Genomic DNA, 16,535 nt, shown 5'->3' with positions numbered 1-16,535 from the left:
CCGCCTTTCTGAAAGCTTACTCGCCGGTTAAGGGAAACTGGCACATGCGTTGCACTTCGTTAGCGAAGTAGGCCGGTTTGCGGCCTGTTTCGAGACGAGAGGCAGTTTCGTATGTGGACACGCATTGCACGATTTGGAGCGGACGAACGCGGCGCGAGCGCGATGATCTTCGCGCTTATTGCGGTTGCGGTTCTGGCGCTTGCGGGGGTGGCGATTGATCTGCAGCGCGGCTTCAGCGCCGATGCGCGGTTACAGTCTGCGATCGATGCGTCTGCGCTGGCTGGGGCCAAGTCGCTCGAAGACAGCTCCCTGTCCGATGCCGATATCAAGCTTGCCGTCCAGAATGCGTTTGCGGCCAACATAGATGCTGGCCCGGATGCGCTCGATTGCGACGCGCCGGGGGTCCTGATTGACCGGACAAATGGCACGGTGCGGGTGAACGCAAATTGCGACCTGCCGACCACAATCGCCAGCCTGACGAAAGTCGACAAGGTTTCAATGAGCAATGAATCGAGTGCGCGCGCCGCAATGACCAAGCTGGACGTCGCGCTGATGCTGGACGTCTCTGGCTCGATGAAGGGCGAAAAGCTCGAAGACCTGAAAGTCGCCGCGAGCGACGCTATCGATATCCTGATTACACAGCGGACGGGCGACCGTGTCCGCGTGGGCTTCAACGCCTATTCAGACTCTGTGAATGCCGGAAGCTATGCGGATGCGGTCATGGACCGCCCTCGCTGGGCGCGCCCGACCGTATGCGTCTCCGAGCGCAAAGGGGCCGCCGCCTGGAAAGACGACGCGCCCGGCAACAACAAATGGATCGGCAGTGCCGCCAGCTCGTGTCCATCGACACCGGTTGAACCCCTGAGCTCGAACGCCAGCGTGCTCAAGGGCAAGATCGACAAGTTGCGCGCGAATGGTAGCACTGCCGGACATATCGGCGTGGCCTGGGCGTGGTATCTCATCTCACCGGCCTGGAAAGACATCTGGCCAGCTGCGTCTGCACCGCGGGCCTATGATGAGCCACAATCGAAAAAGGCCGTCATTCTGATGACCGATGGTGAGTTCAACACCGAGTATGAGCGCTGGCAGGGCAACAGCAAGCAGCAAGCCAAGAAACTGTGCGGCCGGATGCGCGATGAAGGCATCCTTGTTTACGCGATTGCGTTCGACGTTCGCTCTTCGGCCAAGCGCGTGCTTGAAGACTGCGCGGGCGAAAAGAGCCGCTTTTTCGACGCCAAAAACGGTGACGAACTGAAATCGGCTTACCGTTCCATTGCGAGCCAGCTGACAAATCTCGCGCTGACTGAGTAATTCCTGCGCAGCTGGATGGAATAACCTCATCGACGTGACGAGTTGTGCTTGCCGCCATCCGGAATCCGAAATAGGTAGGGGGCAGTAGACCTCCTTCCCGGGAGAGAGTGGGCCACAAGCCCGCCGCCGAAGGCGCAACCGCCCCGGAAACGCTCAGGCAAAATGGACCGGGGGGAGACCACACGCTGGAAAGAGGCGAATGCGGCTATGCCCGTATTGTCGGCCTCGCCGAAGGAGCAAGCCGGCTCATACCAATGAGCGTCAGGCGGAATCTCTCAGGCGCCGAGACAGCGGGGGCGGCCACATCCTCGGAGGGCGAGGGCTGTGTGGCTGTTCAACTGTAAAGGGCGCCATGGCTGATCAGGCTTCAGAAAACCTCCGCAAGACACCTCTTTATGATGTGCACGTCGAACATGGCGGCAAACTCGTGCCGTTTGCCGGCTATGAAATGCCCGTGCAGTTTGAGGGCGTCATGGCAGAGCATCTGTGGACGCGCCAGCATGCCGGCCTGTTCGATGTCTCACATATGGGCCCGTGCTTCCTGTTCCTGAAGGAAGGCCTTGGAGGGCCGGGCGCGCATGAGAAGATTTCGGCGCTGCTTGAGCAAATTGTCCCGAGCGATATTGCTGCACTGAAGCCGGGGCAGGGCCGTTTGACCGTTCTGCTGAACGAAGAGGGCGGTATCCTCGACGATCTGATCGTGACGCGTATGCCTGACGATGATCTGCAGGGCATGCTCTATATTGTCGTCAATGGCGCGGTGAAGGCCGAAGACTGGGCACTGATGCGTGAGAAGCTCAGCGACCAGTGCATGCTGCAGACCGCCGATGACCGGATATTGGTGGCCTTGCAGGGGCCGGAAGCGGCTGCTGTGATCGAGCCGCATTTTCCTGAAGCAGGTGAGCTTAAATTCATGCGCTGTGCGCACGTCCAGAAGGATGGCGAGCGGTTCATGGTAACCCGCTCTGGCTATACCGGCGAGGACGGGTTCGAGCTGCTTCTGCCGAACAATGAGACTGGGCTTGGCATCGTGAAAGCACTGCTGGCCGATGACCGCGTCAAGCCGATCGGGCTTGGGGCGCGCGACAGTCTGCGTCTGGAAGCCGGGCTTTGCCTCTATGGCCATGATATGGACCCAAGTCGCACTCTGGTCGAGGCCGACCTGCAATGGGTGATCCAGAAGTCACGCCGGGCGCGGGCTGATTTTCCCGGCGCCGCCAAAATTACCGATCAGCTGACCAATGGCGCAGCCGAAAAGCGCGTTGGTATCCGCCCGCTTGAGCGCGCGCCGGCCCGCGAGGGCACAGAGATACATGTCGACGGCGTTAAAGTTGGCGTCGTGACATCAGGCGGCTTCGGGCCGAGCGTCGAAGGGCCTGTCGCGATGGGCTATATTCGCGCCGATCTGACCGAGCCAGGCACCAAGATTGACCTGATGGTGCGCGGCAAGGCCCGCGCCGGTGAGGTCGCCGCCCTTCCATTCGTCGAACCAAATTACAAACGTTGAGGACCAGTTGAGATGACCCAGAAATTTACCCAGCAGAATACGTTCTACACCGAAGACCATGAATGGGTGACGGTGCATGGCGATCTCGCGACTTGCGGGATCACCCGCTACGCTGCCGACCAGCTGGGCGATGTCGTTTTCGTTGAAGTGCCGGAAGTCGGCAAAGTGTTCAAAAAGGGTGACGACATGGCCGTCGTGGAGAGCGTGAAAGCCGCCTCCGACGTTTATGCGCCGATGAGCGGCGAAGTTATCGATGCGAACGGCAAGCTCGGCGACGCCCCTGAAACTGTGAACGAGCATCCGGAAACCGAAGGCTGGTTCTGCGTCATCCGTTTTTCTGACGGCGCTGAAACCAAGGGCCTGATGGACAAGGACGCTTATTACGAATTCTGCAAAGGCCACTAGATATGCGCTACCTGCCGCTCACGCCCGAAGACCGCAAAGCCATGCTCCAGACCATTGGGGCAAGCTCGGTCGATGATTTCTACCATGATGTTCCCGAAGCCGCCCGCCTGGGCGCGAAGGTCGACGGCCTGCCGGATCATCAGGGCGAACTGGCCGTTGAGCGGCATCTGGCGGCGCTGTCTGCGAAGAACCGGACGGCCTCTGAAGGCAAGTTCTTCGTCGGCTGCGGCGCCTATAAGCACCATGTGCCGGCTACGGTGGACCATATCATCCAGCGCTCGGAATTCCTGACGACCTATACGCCGTATCAGCCTGAAATCGCGCAAGGGACACTGCAGACCCTGTTCGAATTCCAGAGCCAGGTGGCCGCGCTGACCGCAATGGATGTCGCCAATGCATCGATGTATGACGGCTCGACCGGATGCGCCGAAGCTGCGCTGATGGCGTGCCGGGTGACCCGCCGCAAGAAAGTCATCCTGTCGGGCGGTCTGCATCCGCATTATGCGGCGGCGACGCGCACGGTCTGTGAAGCCCAAGGTATTGAGATCGTTCAGCTGCCACCAGCGGTGGACGGCGAGCTCGCGCTGGCTGATGCGGTCGATGACAAGACGGCTTGCGTCATCGGCCAGAGCCCGAACGTCTTCGGCACGGTCACGGATTTGACGCCTGTGTCAGAGGCGGCCCATAGCGACGGTGCGCTGCTGGTGTCTGTGTTCACCGAAGCGGTATCGCTCGGCATGGTCGCACCACCCGGAGAGATGGGCGCCGATATCGCTGTGGGCGAAGGTCAGTCCATCGGGAATGCGCTGAACTTTGGTGGGCCATATGTTGGCCTCTTCGCGACCAACCAGAAATTCGTCCGGCAGATGCCAGGCCGGCTTTGCGGTGAAACCGTCGATGCCGATGGCAAACGCGGCTTCGTGCTGACGCTCTCGACACGCGAGCAGCATATCCGCCGCGACAAGGCGACGTCGAACATCTGCACCAATGCAGGGCTCTGTACGCTGGCCTTTACCGCGCACATGACTCTGCTGGGCGACAAGGGCCTGTCGCAACTGGCCGAGCTCAACCATGAAGCGGCCTGTGACCTCGCCGATGCGCTTGAGGCTGTGCCGGGCGTGGAAATCCTGACGCCGCGCTTCTTCAACGAGTTCGCGTTCAAGACGCCCATGGATGCCGAAGCCGTGCTCGCCCAGCTTGACGAGCTTGGCGTGATTGGGGGCGTGCGCGCCTCGCGTCTCTTCCCGAACAAGAAGCTCGACGATGTCATCATCTGCGCAGCCACCGAGTGCACGACGCCCGAGGACATTGCGGCGTTTGCAGAAGCGCTGACGGAGGTGTTGTAGATGGCTATTGCCGCGCAGCTTACGAGGACATTCTCGTGCTCGGCGTCCTGCAGGTCAGCGCCGCCATTGTCCAGACAAGTGAATAGTTAGGTGAGTATTGGACGCTCATTCCTCGGGTTGGGTGCCGTATTGATCGGCGCCTACCTGGTGTTTGGGCTTGGTATTTATCTCTTTCAGGATGGCGCGATCTATTACGCTGATCCAGACCGTGTTGAGGTCAAATCAAGCTGGCCGATAAACGAAATAAAGATCGAAACAGCTGACGGCGAAACGCTTGTCGGGTGGTATATGGCCGCTCAGCTTGGTTGCCCCACAATGCTTATGTTTCACGGCAATGCCGGGCATGTTGGTAAAGCCGGATGGCAATATGGCAGGATCCACGAAGCAGGGGTCGGGATGCTGGCCGTATCCTGGCGTGGATATGCCGGATCAACGGGCAAGCCGAGCGAGGCCGGCCTCTACGCAGACGCGCAGGCATCCTATGACGCGTTGCGCGAAATGGGCGTGACGCCAGACCAGATCGTGATTCACGGTTTCTCTCTCGGCTCGTCGCCCGCAACGCTGATTGCATCCAGAAATCCGTCCACCGCCTTGATCCTGGAAGCTCCGTTTTTCTCGGCAGTGCGAATGGCGCGCGAGCGTCTACCGATTTATCCGACGGGTTTGATGTTGCGCCACAAATATCCGACAAATCAATATATTGGCGACGTGGACGCGCCCCTTCTGATCGTCCACGGAAGCGCCGACAGTGTCATTCCAGCGAAGCATTCTGAAGACCTGGCGACGCTTGCCAAGGCGCCCGTGAAGCGCATCGTTTTCGATGGTTCCGACCACAACACACTTGTTCGAGATGGCCTGTATGCAGATGCCGCGTGGCCGTTTCTCAAACCCCTTTATCCCGATTGTCCTTTCACCGTTTCCGAAGAGGTGACCCAGCTATGACCATGAATTCCCAAGGCCGTCCGACAACCCCTTCAGAGGCGGCGCCGATGACTGATATTTCCACCGTTTCCGGCTCAAGGGGCCTGCGCCAGCGCGAGGACCTGATCTTCGAGACAGGCGATGCTGGCCGCACCGGTGTTGATCTGCCAGACCCAAAAGGCACCGCCTCCCGGCTTGGCGGCGTCACGCGCAAGCGGCCGACGGATCTTCCGGGGCTCTCTGAGCCTGAAGCGATGCGCCATTATGTGCGCCTCAGCCAGCAGAACTACGCCATCGACCTTGGCCTGTTCCCGCTTGGCAGCTGTACGATGAAGCACAATCCGCGCCTCAATGAGAAAACGGCCCGGATGCCGGGCTTTGCCGATGTGCACCCGCTGCAGCCACAGGCGACCGTGCAGGGCGCGCTGGAGCTGATCGATCAGCTCGCGACCTGGCTGAAGACGCTGACCAATATGCCTGCCGTCGCGATGAGCCCGAAGGCCGGTGCGCATGGCGAGTTCTGCGGTATGATGGCGATCCGCGGGGCGCTGATGGCGCGCGGCGAGATCGAAACGCGCAAGCGCGTGCTGGTGCCAGCCTCTGCGCATGGCACCAACCCGGCGACGGCGGTGCAGTGCGGCTTTGTCGTGGATGAGATCAAGGCGGATGCGCGCGGCCGGGTCGATATGGATGATCTGCGCGCCAAGCTGGAAGACAGCTCGGACATTGCCGGGATCATGCTGACCAATCCAAACACGTGCGGTCTCTTTGAGACGGATATTCGCGAGATTGCTGAGCTGATCCACGCGGCGGGCGGCTATTTCTATTGCGATGGGGCAAACTTCAACGCCATCGTCGGGCGCGTGCGCCCAGGCGATCTGGGCGTCGATGCGATGCACATCAATCTGCACAAAACCTTCTCCACCCCGCATGGCGGCGGCGGCCCGGGCTCTGGCCCGACTGTCCTGTCAGAAGCGCTGGCTGATTATGCGCCTGTGCCCTTCGTGGTGAAGGATGATGATGGCTTCCGCCTCGTCGAGGAAGTCGACGGCAAGGGTGAGGATGCGTTTGGCCGCCTCTGCGCCTTCCATGGCCAGATGGGCATGTTCGTGCGCGCGCTGACTTATATGCTGAGCCACGGCGCCGATGGCCTGAAGCAGGCGGCTGAAGATGCGGTGCTGAACGCCAATTATATTCAGGCCCGTCTGAAGACCGTAATGTCACCGGCCTTTGACGGCTATTGCATGCACGAGGCGCTGTTCTCTGACGCGTTCGCGGCTGATGGGATCGATACGCTGGATATCGCCAAGGCGATGATCGACGAGGGCTATCACCCGATGACGATGTACTTCCCGCTGGTGGTGCATGGCGCGATGCTGATCGAGCCGACAGAGACCGAAAGCAAGGCTGAGCTCGACCGCTTCTGCGATGCGATGCTGTCGATTGCGGAGAAGGCCAAGGCTGGCGATATGAGCCTCAAGGGCGCGCCATATCTTGCGCCAATGCGCCGGCTTGATGAGACGCAGGCTGCACGCAAGCCGGTGCTGCGCTGGGATAAGCTCGCCGTGGCCGCAGAATAGCCCCAGCCTAGGGCCCGACCTCTTCCAGGAGTGCCGCCTTTGAGCGGTTTGTCTGGCGATGCCTGAACCGTCGGTTCAGGTAATCCAGCGTTTTGCGCTCGTAGAAATGATAGCTGAGAGCCGCAACGATGGTTGAGGCGATGACCGCGGCCAGCACGAAGAGACCATTGCCGCAGATGACGAACAGGCTGGACGGCAGGCCGAGCGATGGCGCCAGCTTCGCTGCATTCGTGAAGATCGCGCCAAGGCAGATCATGACGAGCGGATGGCAGAGATAAAGCGAGAAGGACCAGTCGCCGAGACGGGACAGAACCGAGCGAAGCCGCCCGACAGGCATGCGGACCCCGCTGGCCCCGTAGACGAGGGCGGCTGAGGGCAGGGCGAAGATCTCCACCCGCTGCCAGGGGGCGGGCGCCTTTTCGAGCAGGAAAAGCGCTGCGGCGAAACTGGCGGCGCCTATCAGGAGGATGGGGAGATGAAAATGGCGCCGCCCGGTCACGAAAAGCCATCCTGCGATTGCTCCGGCAATGAATTCGAGGCTGAACGGGCTGAAGGCAATGGCGAGGAGGCTTGAGACAGACCCAAGCTTCGGAAGGACAAGATGCACGCCTACAATCAGCGCGCTCCAGCCTAGCAGCGCCAAGAGAAGCGCCCGCTTCGGCAGAAGAAGGAGAAAGCCGAAGACGATGTAGAAATGGACTTCGTGGATCAGCGTCCAGCCGACATTGATGTGCGGCAGGTCGGGCTGGGGAATGAGGAACCACGACTTGATGAGGAAGATCCAGCCATTTGTCTCCGCGGGATCGAAGGCGCTCGGGTGCCAGAGGGTGCCGGCGATGATCAGGCAGAGGATGCTGAACAGGGCGCAATAGAACCACCATACGGGGTAGATGCGGAAGATCCGCGCCAGCCAGAATTGCAGGGTCTGGCCGGGACCGGACGGAAGCTTGTAGGTCACATAGACCATCACGAAGCCTGAAATGGCGAAGAACAGGTCGACCCCGGCATAGCCGCTATAGAAGATCTGCATTGCTGGCCTGACCGGCGTTCCGTCGAGCAGCCCATGCGCCACTTCCGTCCCCCGAATATGATGGAACAGGACGAGATAGGAGGCGAGCGCGCGCAGCGCCTGCAGTTCCGCAATTTTCATTTTCAGGATCCCCCAAGTCCAACTCGCATTTTTGCGCCCGGTGGGGGAGTAGGCAAGCTAAATTATAGACATCGCCTGCATCGCGCGGCGCTACCAGATGGCGGGCTTGATCGGCGCCGGCTTCAGCTGCGCATTGGTATCCTTGAAGAGGGCGCGCCGGGCGCGGCTCGACAGGCCGATGACGGGTCGCTCGAACAGGTAGAAGACCAGCGCCGCAAAAAGAAGGCTGAGGCTGACGCATGTGACATTGTAAAGGATGTTATCCACGAGACCGGGCGAGCCGAGGATGAACCAGTCCGCATAGGGCGTGCCGTCGAGCCGCTGTCCGATCACTGGGAAGAGGCGCCGTACGCCGCTCAGCACGAAGAGGTGGCTGAGATAGAGGGCGAAGGACCAGTCGCCGAGCGTGACGAGCCAGCGGGGCATTTCTATGCCGCCATTCGCCTCGAGGGAAGCAAGGGCATAGACGAGGGCGATGCTGGGCAGGCCGAACCAGAAGACGCGTCCCCACTCCAGCGTGAAGGGCGTTTCCTGGCCCTGGGCGATGAGGGCGCCGACAAGCGCACAGGCGCTGAGCAGAACCATGAGCGGCGGATGGAAGCGCCGGCCACTCATTACCAGAAGGCCTGCGAGGCACCCTCCGATGAACTCGAGAGACAGCGGGTGAACGGCGAGCGATAGGTAGTCAGTTGGATAGGGGCCGGTCAGCCCCGCAAGCGCGCCAGCGATCACGAGCGCGGCCCAAAGGAGAAGTACCCAGGGCAGGAAGCGGCGTGGCAGAAGGATGATCAGCGCGAAGACCAGGTAGAAATGCATCTCGTGGACCAGCGTCCAGCCCAGGCCAAAGACTGGCCAGGCTGGTTGCGGCAGGAGACCAAGCGATAGCACGATGTGCAGCCAGGGATTGTCAGCCACGAAACTGGTGCCATCGAGGGACCGTTTCACGCCGGCGTCCCAGGGCGTTCCAAGCGTGAAGAAGAAATAGGCCATCATCAAAGCCGCGAAAAGCCACCAGAGCGGGTAGATCCTTGCGGCCCGCGCAAACAGAAAGGCCAGCGAGGTCATCGGCCGCGGCAGCACCTTGCCCGTCACATAGACCATGATGAAGCCGGAGATCACAAAGAACAGGTCGACACCGGCAAAGCCGTTCTGAACGATGAGACCGGCCAGCGGATTCTCCTGAAAGCCATTCTCGGCAATTGTGCGAATCTCCAGCGAGCGCGTGTGGTAGACCACGACGAGCATGGCGGCTGCAGCCCGCAGGGATTGGATGGAATCAAGCTTCAAAGGTGGGGGCCTCTCATTGCATGCCCGACAAATTTTCAGGGGAGAGCTAAAACACTGTAATTCGTTGAATTGCGATCCCTGATGATCGACATTATGTGTGCGGCATAGCAATCGCCGTGTAACATGAAAAGGCTGCAACATTGAGGCCAGTTGCGGCGTTTTCGTTGTATTCTCTTTCTGATCTAGGCAATCTGAACTCAATGACGACAGCTTTACTGAATGCCTGACATCCGGCCTGATACACAGCCTGAAAATGCGGACGCGGAGACTTATTCGGAGGAGACTTCGAAGCTCTCGGTGCGAACCAGTGTGCAAACAGTCCTGAGGCAGTTTCTGGCGCTGCTGGGGCTGTTCCTGATCGCCATCGCCATTCCGATCGCATTCTTGACGCCGATCCTTCCGATTGGCCTGCCGATTGCGATCTTTGGCGTCGTGCTGCTGGGGCGCAATTCACTCTGGGGCAGGCGCTGGATGGAGGGGGTGCTCGACCGGCATCCGCGTGTCGAAAGATTTGCGCCGAACTGGCTGATGCGCGCGGTATTCGGGAGAGAGAAACGCGCCGGCTAAAACGTACAGGCAATAAGGCCTACGAGAAGAGCAAAGAAAAAGCCCCGCCATCGACGCCGATAGCGGGGCTTTTTGAATTGAAGGGGGCGATGAGCGCCTAGTTGAGGGCTTTCTCGATTTCGCCGAGCGCTTCGGTGAACAGGTCACCGCGCTTTGGCGAAGAGGCAAGAATGTCCTTGGAGGCGCGTGTCGCAGCATCGGCAGCGGCGCGGCGGACATCTTCGGTCGCATCAGCTTCGGCGCGGGCGATCCGGGATTCAGCCTGGGCTTCGCGGCGGGCAACTTTCTCAGCAAGATCCTTGCGGGCCTGCTCAACCATCATCTTCGCATCGGCCTTGGCCTGCTTGATCATGGCGTCAGCGGCTGCGTCGGCTTCTTTCTGCTTGCGTTCAGCGTCAGCCAGCATGGCAGCGGCTTCCTCACGCAGGGCGCGGGATTCGTCGAGCTGCTTCTGGATTTCGGCCGACCGGTTGTCGAGCATGGTGCCAATGGTCTTGAAGGCACCCATGAAGCCAGCGATCGCCAGGAAGACGACGAAGGCCAGGAAAGCAACATGCGTGGTCGGGTCCGTGAAGGGCGCGATCAGGTTATGAAAACCTGTCGTGGCCTCATGACCGGCCCCATGCCCGGCTTCTTCAGTCGCCGCCAGCGCAACGGGCGAAGCCAGCAGGGAGGCCGAAGCAAGACAGAACAGACGGTTCATCATGGGACTAGCCCTCCTGAGCGACGGTGTTGCGGGCCACGGCAGCTTTCGCCTCGGCTTCGCTGACGGTGACGCCAATACGGGACAGCATGGCCTGCGTGGTGCTTGTCGCAATTGATTCGACATTCGACAGGGCCTTTTCGCGAACCTGTTGAATACGGGATTCAGCTTCCGTCAGACGCTCAGCGAGCTCTGCATCGGCCTTCTGCGATTCGGCAGCGATCTCTGCATCGACCTTGGCGCGAGCCTTGTCGGATGTTTCGCGGGCCTTGGCGCGGGATTCAGCGAGCATGAGCTCTTGCTGGCGCTTGGCTTCCTTGGCTTCCTCGTCGAGACGTGCAGCCTCATCAAGAGCGTCGGCAACGGTGTCTTCGCGTTTCTCGATCACGCCGCCAAGCTTTGGCAGGATGAAGCGGGAGAGCGCGAGATAGAGACCGCCGAAAAGGATCACCAGCCAGAAAAGCTGTGATGGGAAATGCCACGGATCGAATGGCGGGAACGCCGCACTTCCGGGGGCTTCAGTCGCGGCTTCAGCAGCAAGTGACAGGAATGTCATGACGTGACCTTGATAACTCGGAGTCGAGGAAAATCGGCTGGCCCGTCATTGTTGAGGGCCAGCCATATTCGGGTGTGTTCGCTTAAACGACGAACAGGATCAGGATCGACACCAGGAAGGCCAGGATGCCGAGGGCTTCCGAAAGGGCCATACCGATGAAGAGGTTACCGGTTTGCTGTGGTGCGGCCGATGGGTTGCGCATGGCAGCGTCGAGGAACGATCCGAAGATGTTACCCACACCGATAGCAGCACCGATCATGCCGAGGGTTGCGAGGCCAGCGCCTACATATTTGAGGCCGAGGGTGATATCGCCTTCCATTTCAAGATCTCCTTTGGGAAAGACAGTAGATTAGCTCTGGTGCCCGTGAAGCCTGTTCGAGCGGGCGCGTCAAGGGTTGTGGTACGGCTTTAAGGCCGCACCGGCGAACTAGTGAGCAGGGTGAAGTGCGTCATTGAGGTAAACGCAGGTCAGAATTGCGAAGACATAAGCCTGCAGACCAGCGACGAGAAGCTCAAGAGCGTTGAGCGCAACACCCATGGTGAAAGCCAGCGCGCCAACAACACTGAGCGCGACAGCACCAGCAAAGGCGGCAGCGAAAAGCTGAACGGCAAAACCAGCAAATAGCTTCAGCATGATGTGTCCGGCCAGCATGTTGGCAAACAGACGCAGCGCAAGCGTAACCGGACGTGCGAAGAAAGAGATGATCTCAATTGGAACGAGCAAAATGTAGATCGGCCATGGCGCACCGGCTGGCGCGAACAGTTTCAGGAATTTGAAGCCGTTCTTGTAGAAACCATAGACAATCACGATGCTTATCACGAGCAGCGACAGCGCTGCGGTGACGATCAAGTGGCTGGTCGTGGTGAAGGCATAGGGGACCATGCCGATCATGTTCGCGAAGAACACAAAGAAGAAGAGGGTGAAGACGAAGGGGAAGAATTTCAGGCCTTCCTCACCGGCGGCGCCGCGCACCATGTCGGCAACAAAGCCGTAACCGATCTCAGCGATCGACTGGGCGCGCGTTGGCACCAGTTTGCCGTTCGTTGCGGCCATGCCGAAGAAGATAATGATCAGCGCAACGCCAAGCAGCATGTAGAATGATGCATTGGTGAAAGACAGATCGATACCCGCAATCGAGAAATCGAAAAGCTTCTGCACCTGGAATTGGTGCATTGGGTCGGCCATCTGGTGGAAGGATAGGTTCATCAGCCCTGGTTCCCGTTTTCCGGACCATCAGACTGGTCCGTTCCCTGTAACTGTATGCTCGCCGTCATCTGGCGATAGGCGCGTATAACATTGAGGATGCCAGCCGCAAGGCCGAATCCCATCATGACAAGCAATCCCCACGGCTTCGTTCCGAAAAAATGATCGATCAGAAGACCGAACATGATCCCGACAAACACCGAAGCGCCAAATTCCGCCCCATAGCGAAGCGCTTGCGCACCTGCCGAGACAGAGCCGTCAGTCTTTGCTTCGCGGGCGGCCTGTTTGGCCTCCTTCTCGGCGCGCTTGGCCTGGGCCTTTGCGATCCGGTCACTCAGATCATTCTGGTCCTGGCCTGACATGGTACGCCTGAAGGTCGCTTTGCTTAGATGACGATGGGAGGGGACTCCCTGTCGATTTGGCCGGAAACTATTGGAGGGGGCATGGCAAGTCAAGCCAAGGAAGCAATAGCTAAATATCTGAAATAATACGAAAAAATATCAAAGCAGCTTTTGACGCAGTCAGTTACTCTGCTGCGACCAGCTCTTCAGCGGCATCAAGATCAACAGAGACGAGTTTCGAGACGCCTTTTTCGCGCATCGTGACGCCGAACAGGCGGTCCATCCGGCTCATCGTGACGGGATTGTGCGTAATCACGACGAAGCGCGTATCGGTGCGCCGGCGCATTTCGTCCAAAAGGCGGCAATAGCGGTCAACGTTCGCGTCATCGAGTGGCGCGTCGACCTCGTCCAGCACGCAGATTGGGGACGGGCGCGACAGGAAGACAGCAAAGATAAGCGCCGTCGCCGTCAGGGCCTGCTCGCCGCCAGACATGAGGCTCAGCGTGCCAAGGCGCTTGCCCGGCGGCTGCGCCATGATTTCGAGACCTGCGTTGAGCGGGTCCTCATCATCGACCAGGCGCAGTTCGGCTTCACCGCCGCGGAAGAGGGTGGTGAAGAGAGCCTTGAAGTGTTCATTGACGCGGTCGAAGGCTTCCAGAAGGCGGGCGCGCCCTTCATCATTGAGGGACGCGACCCCTTCACGCAGCCGGGCGATCGCCTTGATCAGGTCTTCTTTCTCGGTCGCCTGGGTGCCGAGTCGCTCGGCCAGTTCCTCGGCCTCAGCTTCGGCTTCCATGTTAACGCCGCCAAGCTGGTCGCGGTCACGGCGCAGGAAATCGAGCTGGCGTTCAGCCTCAGACGTCTCGAGCGTTTCCAGCTCTTCCTCATCAAGCCCCGCGCGGGCGAGCGTCATCAGGCCTTCGGGCAGACGCTGGAACTGGCTGCGGGCCGAATCGATGGCATCGTTCAGACGCGATTCGGCATTTTCCACGCGGACCTTGGCGCCAGCGAGTGATTCGCGGGCATCCATGGCGGCGTTCGATGTGTCGCGCGCCTCGGTTTCAGTTTCGCGGAGGCTCGCTTCTTTTTCGGCGAGCCTGTCTGCGGCGTCTTTTCTTGAGGTTTCGAGCTCTTCGACGCGGGCCGCGAGCATTTCGAGCTGGTCCTGCATCTCTGCTGGGCGGGCGCGCGCCGCTTCTGCTTCTGCGGCCGCTTCGCGGCGGCGTTGCAGAAGGGCTGCGAGGCGCTCCTCGCTATTGGCGAGGCGGTTTTCCCAACGCTGAACGTCTTTCTCGAAGCCTTCGCGGCGGGCGATTGCCTGTTCGCGGTTGCGTGTGATGTCAGCGAGACGGCCCCGGCACTCGGTTTCATTCGCGCGGGCTGCAGAAAGGGTCTCGCGGGCGGCCGCAACTTCAGCTTCCAGCGCAGCAATGTCGGCCTCGTCACCGCCGATGGAGACAAGCGTGAGCGTTTCTTCAACACCGCGCAGGTCTGATTCGACGCGGGCGAGCGCTTCACTGGCTGATTCGCGTTTGACATCGGCGCGGTCCAGCGTCTGGCGGATGTCAGCAGAGGCTGAGCGGGCAAGATTAAGATCAGTCGCCTTGGGCGAAACCTGGCGGCGCGCTTCTTTGAGATCGCTCTCAGCGTTTGCGCGGGCTTCGCGCGCTTCGGCGAGGGCGGCAGTCGCGGTCTCCAGCGTCTCACGGGCCGGGCCGATCTCGGCCTCGGCGGTTTCCAGCCGGGCCTGCTGGGCAAGGCGTTCGGCGGCAGAGACAGGCGCGTCAGGTGTGCGGGTGAAGCCGTCCCAGCGCCAGAGATGACCCTCTTTGGTGACAAGGCGCTGGCCGGGCCGAAGTTCAGCGGCGAGCTTCTCGCCATCGCCAGCCTCAACCACGCCGCATTGCGAGAGGCGGGCATCAAGCTCTGCCGGGGCATCGACAACATCAGATAGCGGGCGCGCACCGGCCGGCAGGGCATCTGTCGCCATTTCGCGGCCGGCCCAATAGAGCGCGGAGTCTTTCTGGAGCGAGGCCTGAAGATCATCGCCAAGCGCAGCAGCAACGGCTTTCTCGAAGCCGTCATGCGCGCGGACGCGGTCAATAACGGGCGGGGCTTTCGGGCCCGTCGCCTGTTTCAGAAGGCGTTGCAGACCGCCGATCTCTGACTCCAGCGTGCGGACGGCTTTGTCGGCGGCGTCGCGCGGGCCTTGTGCATCGCTTTCCTCGGCGCGTGCTTCGGCGAGCGCTTCTTCAGCGGCATCGACGGCGCGTTCGGCGTCGTGCAGGGCAAGCTCTGCGGCTTCCTCAGCGGTTTCGGCTGTCTTGAGCCTGTCTTCGAGGGCGCCCTTGTCCGGCATGTCAGCCAGTTGGGCCTTCAGGCGGGCGGCGTCTGCTTCAAGGCTAGCCTTGCGGCGGCGCTGGGCTTCGGCGCTCGCATGCGCGGCCTGGCGTTCAGCGCGCATGGCGGCGAGGCGGGATGAGACGTCGTCAGCGGCCTGTTCAGCCTCAGCCAGTTTCTGACGCGCTGCTTCGAGATTGGTCTTGGCCTGGGCTTCAAGCTCAGCATTGGCCTCCGGGTTTTCGGTCGGCAAGGCGGCGAGATTGTCCCTGGCTTCGGCGAGCGTGGCTTCAGCTTCTTCTTTCTGCGCCTGCTCGCGGGCGATGTCTTCCATCGCGCGGCGCGCCTCGCTCTCATGACGGGCGAGGAGGTCGGCGGCGTTCTTGCGTTCCGTTTCGAGGCGGGCAAGATCAATCCGGGCCTGACCAAGCTTTCCTGAGACAACCGATTCGGCATCGCGCAAAGGCTGTAGCCCTTCACCAGCTTCGATCCGGCGTGTCTCTGCAATCGCGGCCGCCCGCGTCAGCTGCTCGACGGCGTCGCGGCAGCGGGCAAGGTCTTCATCGGCGATGGTCTTGGCTTCTTTCGCGGCCTGCCAGCGCAGATGGGCGAGGAAGGCTTCGAGTGCCGAAATCTTGTCGCTGAGCTCGCTATATTTGCGCGCCTTGCGGGCCTGACGCTTCAGGCTTTCCAACTGGCGCTCCACCTCGGCAGAGACTTCGCTGAGGCGTTCGAGATTGGTTTCGGCCGCGCGTAGCTTCAGCTCGGCTTCATGACGGCGGGAATTGAGGCCGGATATGCCGGCCGCTTCTTCCAGGATGCGGCGGCGGTTCTGCGGCTTGGAGCCAATCAGCTCGGAAATCTGGCCCTGACGCACGAGCGAGGGTGAGTTGGCACCGGTCGAAGCATCCGCAAAGATGAGCTGGATGTCCTTGCCGCGAACTGTCCGGCCATTGAGCTTGTAGGTCGAGCCTGCGCCGCGCTTAAGGCGGCGGATGATTTCCAGGGTATCGGAAGCATTAAAGTCCGGCGGGGCGGTGCGCGCGGAATTGTCGAGGACGAGCGTGACTTCTGCCAGCTCCCGCGCGGGGCGCGACTGGGAGCCGGAGAAGATCAGGTCATCCATCTCGCCGCCGCGCATCGCACGGGCAGAGCTTGCGCCCATTGCCCAGCGAAGGGCTTCGAGAAGATTGGATTTCCCGCAGCCATTGGGGCCGACAATGCCGGTCAGACCGGGAAGGATCGGGACTTCCTGCGGATCAACGAAGGATTTGAAGCCCGCAATGCGCAGCTCTGTAATGTGCAAAGCAGGCTCCC

At 60.7% G+C, this 16,535-nt stretch carries 15 protein-coding genes and 1 riboswitch; of the genes, 7 read left to right on the top strand and 8 right to left on the bottom strand.

Going from position 1 to position 16,535, the window contains the following annotated elements; all coding sequences use genetic code 11:
• The first annotated feature begins 111 nt into the window (after window positions 1-111).
• The 6 genes from B8783_RS01110 to gcvPB all read left to right on the top strand — a co-directional run bounded on the left by B8783_RS01110 (window position 112) and on the right by gcvPB (window position 7,070).
• Complete coding sequence (locus tag B8783_RS01110; protein ID WP_084417936.1) at window positions 112-1,311, top strand: TadE/TadG family type IV pilus assembly protein; 1,200 nt, start codon at window positions 112-114, stop codon at window positions 1,309-1,311.
• Between the two features lie 88 nt (window positions 1,312-1,399).
• Window positions 1,400-1,491, top strand: a riboswitch (glycine riboswitch).
• Between the two features lie 172 nt (window positions 1,492-1,663).
• The gene (gene gcvT, locus B8783_RS01105; RefSeq protein WP_084417935.1) at window positions 1,664-2,818 is read left to right on the top strand and encodes a glycine cleavage system aminomethyltransferase GcvT; all 1,155 of its coding nucleotides are present in this window, start codon (window positions 1,664-1,666) and stop codon (window positions 2,816-2,818) included.
• A 12-nt stretch (window positions 2,819-2,830) separates the two neighbouring features.
• Window positions 2,831-3,223, top strand: a complete 393-nt coding sequence (gcvH, locus tag B8783_RS01100) for a glycine cleavage system protein GcvH (RefSeq protein ID WP_084417934.1) — start codon at window positions 2,831-2,833, stop codon at window positions 3,221-3,223.
• A gap of 2 nt (window positions 3,224-3,225) precedes the next feature.
• Window positions 3,226-4,569: an aminomethyl-transferring glycine dehydrogenase subunit GcvPA gene (gene gcvPA, locus B8783_RS01095; RefSeq protein ID WP_084417933.1), complete on the top strand. Its 1,344-nt coding sequence runs from the start codon at window positions 3,226-3,228 to the stop codon at window positions 4,567-4,569.
• Window positions 4,570-4,659: 90 nt separating this feature from the next.
• Window positions 4,660-5,511: an alpha/beta hydrolase gene (locus tag B8783_RS01090; RefSeq protein WP_233355633.1), complete on the top strand. Its 852-nt coding sequence runs from the start codon at window positions 4,660-4,662 to the stop codon at window positions 5,509-5,511.
• The gene (gcvPB, locus tag B8783_RS01085; protein ID WP_084417931.1) at window positions 5,508-7,070 is read left to right on the top strand and encodes an aminomethyl-transferring glycine dehydrogenase subunit GcvPB; all 1,563 of its coding nucleotides are present in this window, start codon (window positions 5,508-5,510) and stop codon (window positions 7,068-7,070) included. Before B8783_RS01090 ends, gcvPB begins: the two co-directional genes overlap by 4 nt.
• A 7-nt stretch (window positions 7,071-7,077) precedes the next feature.
• Here the strand turns inward: gcvPB and B8783_RS01080 are convergent, their stop codons facing one another.
• Both B8783_RS01080 and B8783_RS01075 read right to left on the bottom strand, forming a co-directional pair.
• Complete coding sequence (locus tag B8783_RS01080) at window positions 7,078-8,220, bottom strand: acyltransferase family protein (RefSeq protein WP_084417930.1); 1,143 nt, start codon at window positions 8,218-8,220, stop codon at window positions 7,078-7,080.
• A 90-nt stretch (window positions 8,221-8,310) separates the two neighbouring features.
• Window positions 8,311-9,507, bottom strand: a complete 1,197-nt coding sequence (locus B8783_RS01075; RefSeq protein ID WP_169711670.1) for an acyltransferase family protein — start codon at window positions 9,505-9,507, stop codon at window positions 8,311-8,313.
• 219 nt (window positions 9,508-9,726) lie between these two features.
• On the opposite strand from B8783_RS01075, the gene B8783_RS01070 reads away from it, so the two are divergent.
• Entirely contained in the window at window positions 9,727-10,074 is a 348-nt protein-coding gene (locus tag B8783_RS01070) for a hypothetical protein (RefSeq protein ID WP_084417928.1), read from the top strand.
• 97 nt (window positions 10,075-10,171) lie between these two features.
• On the opposite strand, the gene B8783_RS01065 is transcribed toward B8783_RS01070, so the two are convergent.
• The 6 genes from B8783_RS01065 to smc form a co-directional block, all read right to left on the bottom strand.
• Window positions 10,172-10,780, bottom strand: coding sequence for a F0F1 ATP synthase subunit B family protein (locus B8783_RS01065; protein ID WP_084417927.1), 609 nt, complete (start codon window positions 10,778-10,780; stop codon window positions 10,172-10,174).
• Window positions 10,781-10,784: 4 nt separating this feature from the next.
• Window positions 10,785-11,333, bottom strand: coding sequence for a F0F1 ATP synthase subunit B family protein (locus tag B8783_RS01060; RefSeq protein WP_084417926.1), 549 nt, complete (start codon window positions 11,331-11,333; stop codon window positions 10,785-10,787).
• Window positions 11,334-11,415: 82 nt separating this feature from the next.
• The gene (locus B8783_RS01055) at window positions 11,416-11,652 is read right to left on the bottom strand and encodes a F0F1 ATP synthase subunit C (RefSeq protein WP_084417925.1); all 237 of its coding nucleotides are present in this window, start codon (window positions 11,650-11,652) and stop codon (window positions 11,416-11,418) included.
• 108 nt (window positions 11,653-11,760) lie between these two features.
• Entirely contained in the window at window positions 11,761-12,540 is a 780-nt protein-coding gene (locus tag B8783_RS01050; protein WP_233355631.1) for a F0F1 ATP synthase subunit A, read from the bottom strand.
• Entirely contained in the window at window positions 12,540-12,899 is a 360-nt protein-coding gene (locus B8783_RS01045) for an AtpZ/AtpI family protein (RefSeq protein ID WP_084417924.1), read from the bottom strand. Before B8783_RS01045 ends, B8783_RS01050 begins: the two co-directional genes overlap by 1 nt.
• A 163-nt stretch (window positions 12,900-13,062) precedes the next feature.
• Window positions 13,063-16,524, bottom strand: a complete 3,462-nt coding sequence (gene smc, locus B8783_RS01040) for a chromosome segregation protein SMC (protein WP_084417923.1) — start codon at window positions 16,522-16,524, stop codon at window positions 13,063-13,065.
• Window positions 16,525-16,535: the final 11 nt, after the last annotated feature.

The organism is Henriciella litoralis, assembly GCF_002088935.1.
Classification (GTDB): Bacteria; Pseudomonadota; Alphaproteobacteria; order Caulobacterales; family Hyphomonadaceae; genus Henriciella; species Henriciella litoralis.
This window is presented reverse-complemented; position numbering and strand designations above follow the sequence as displayed.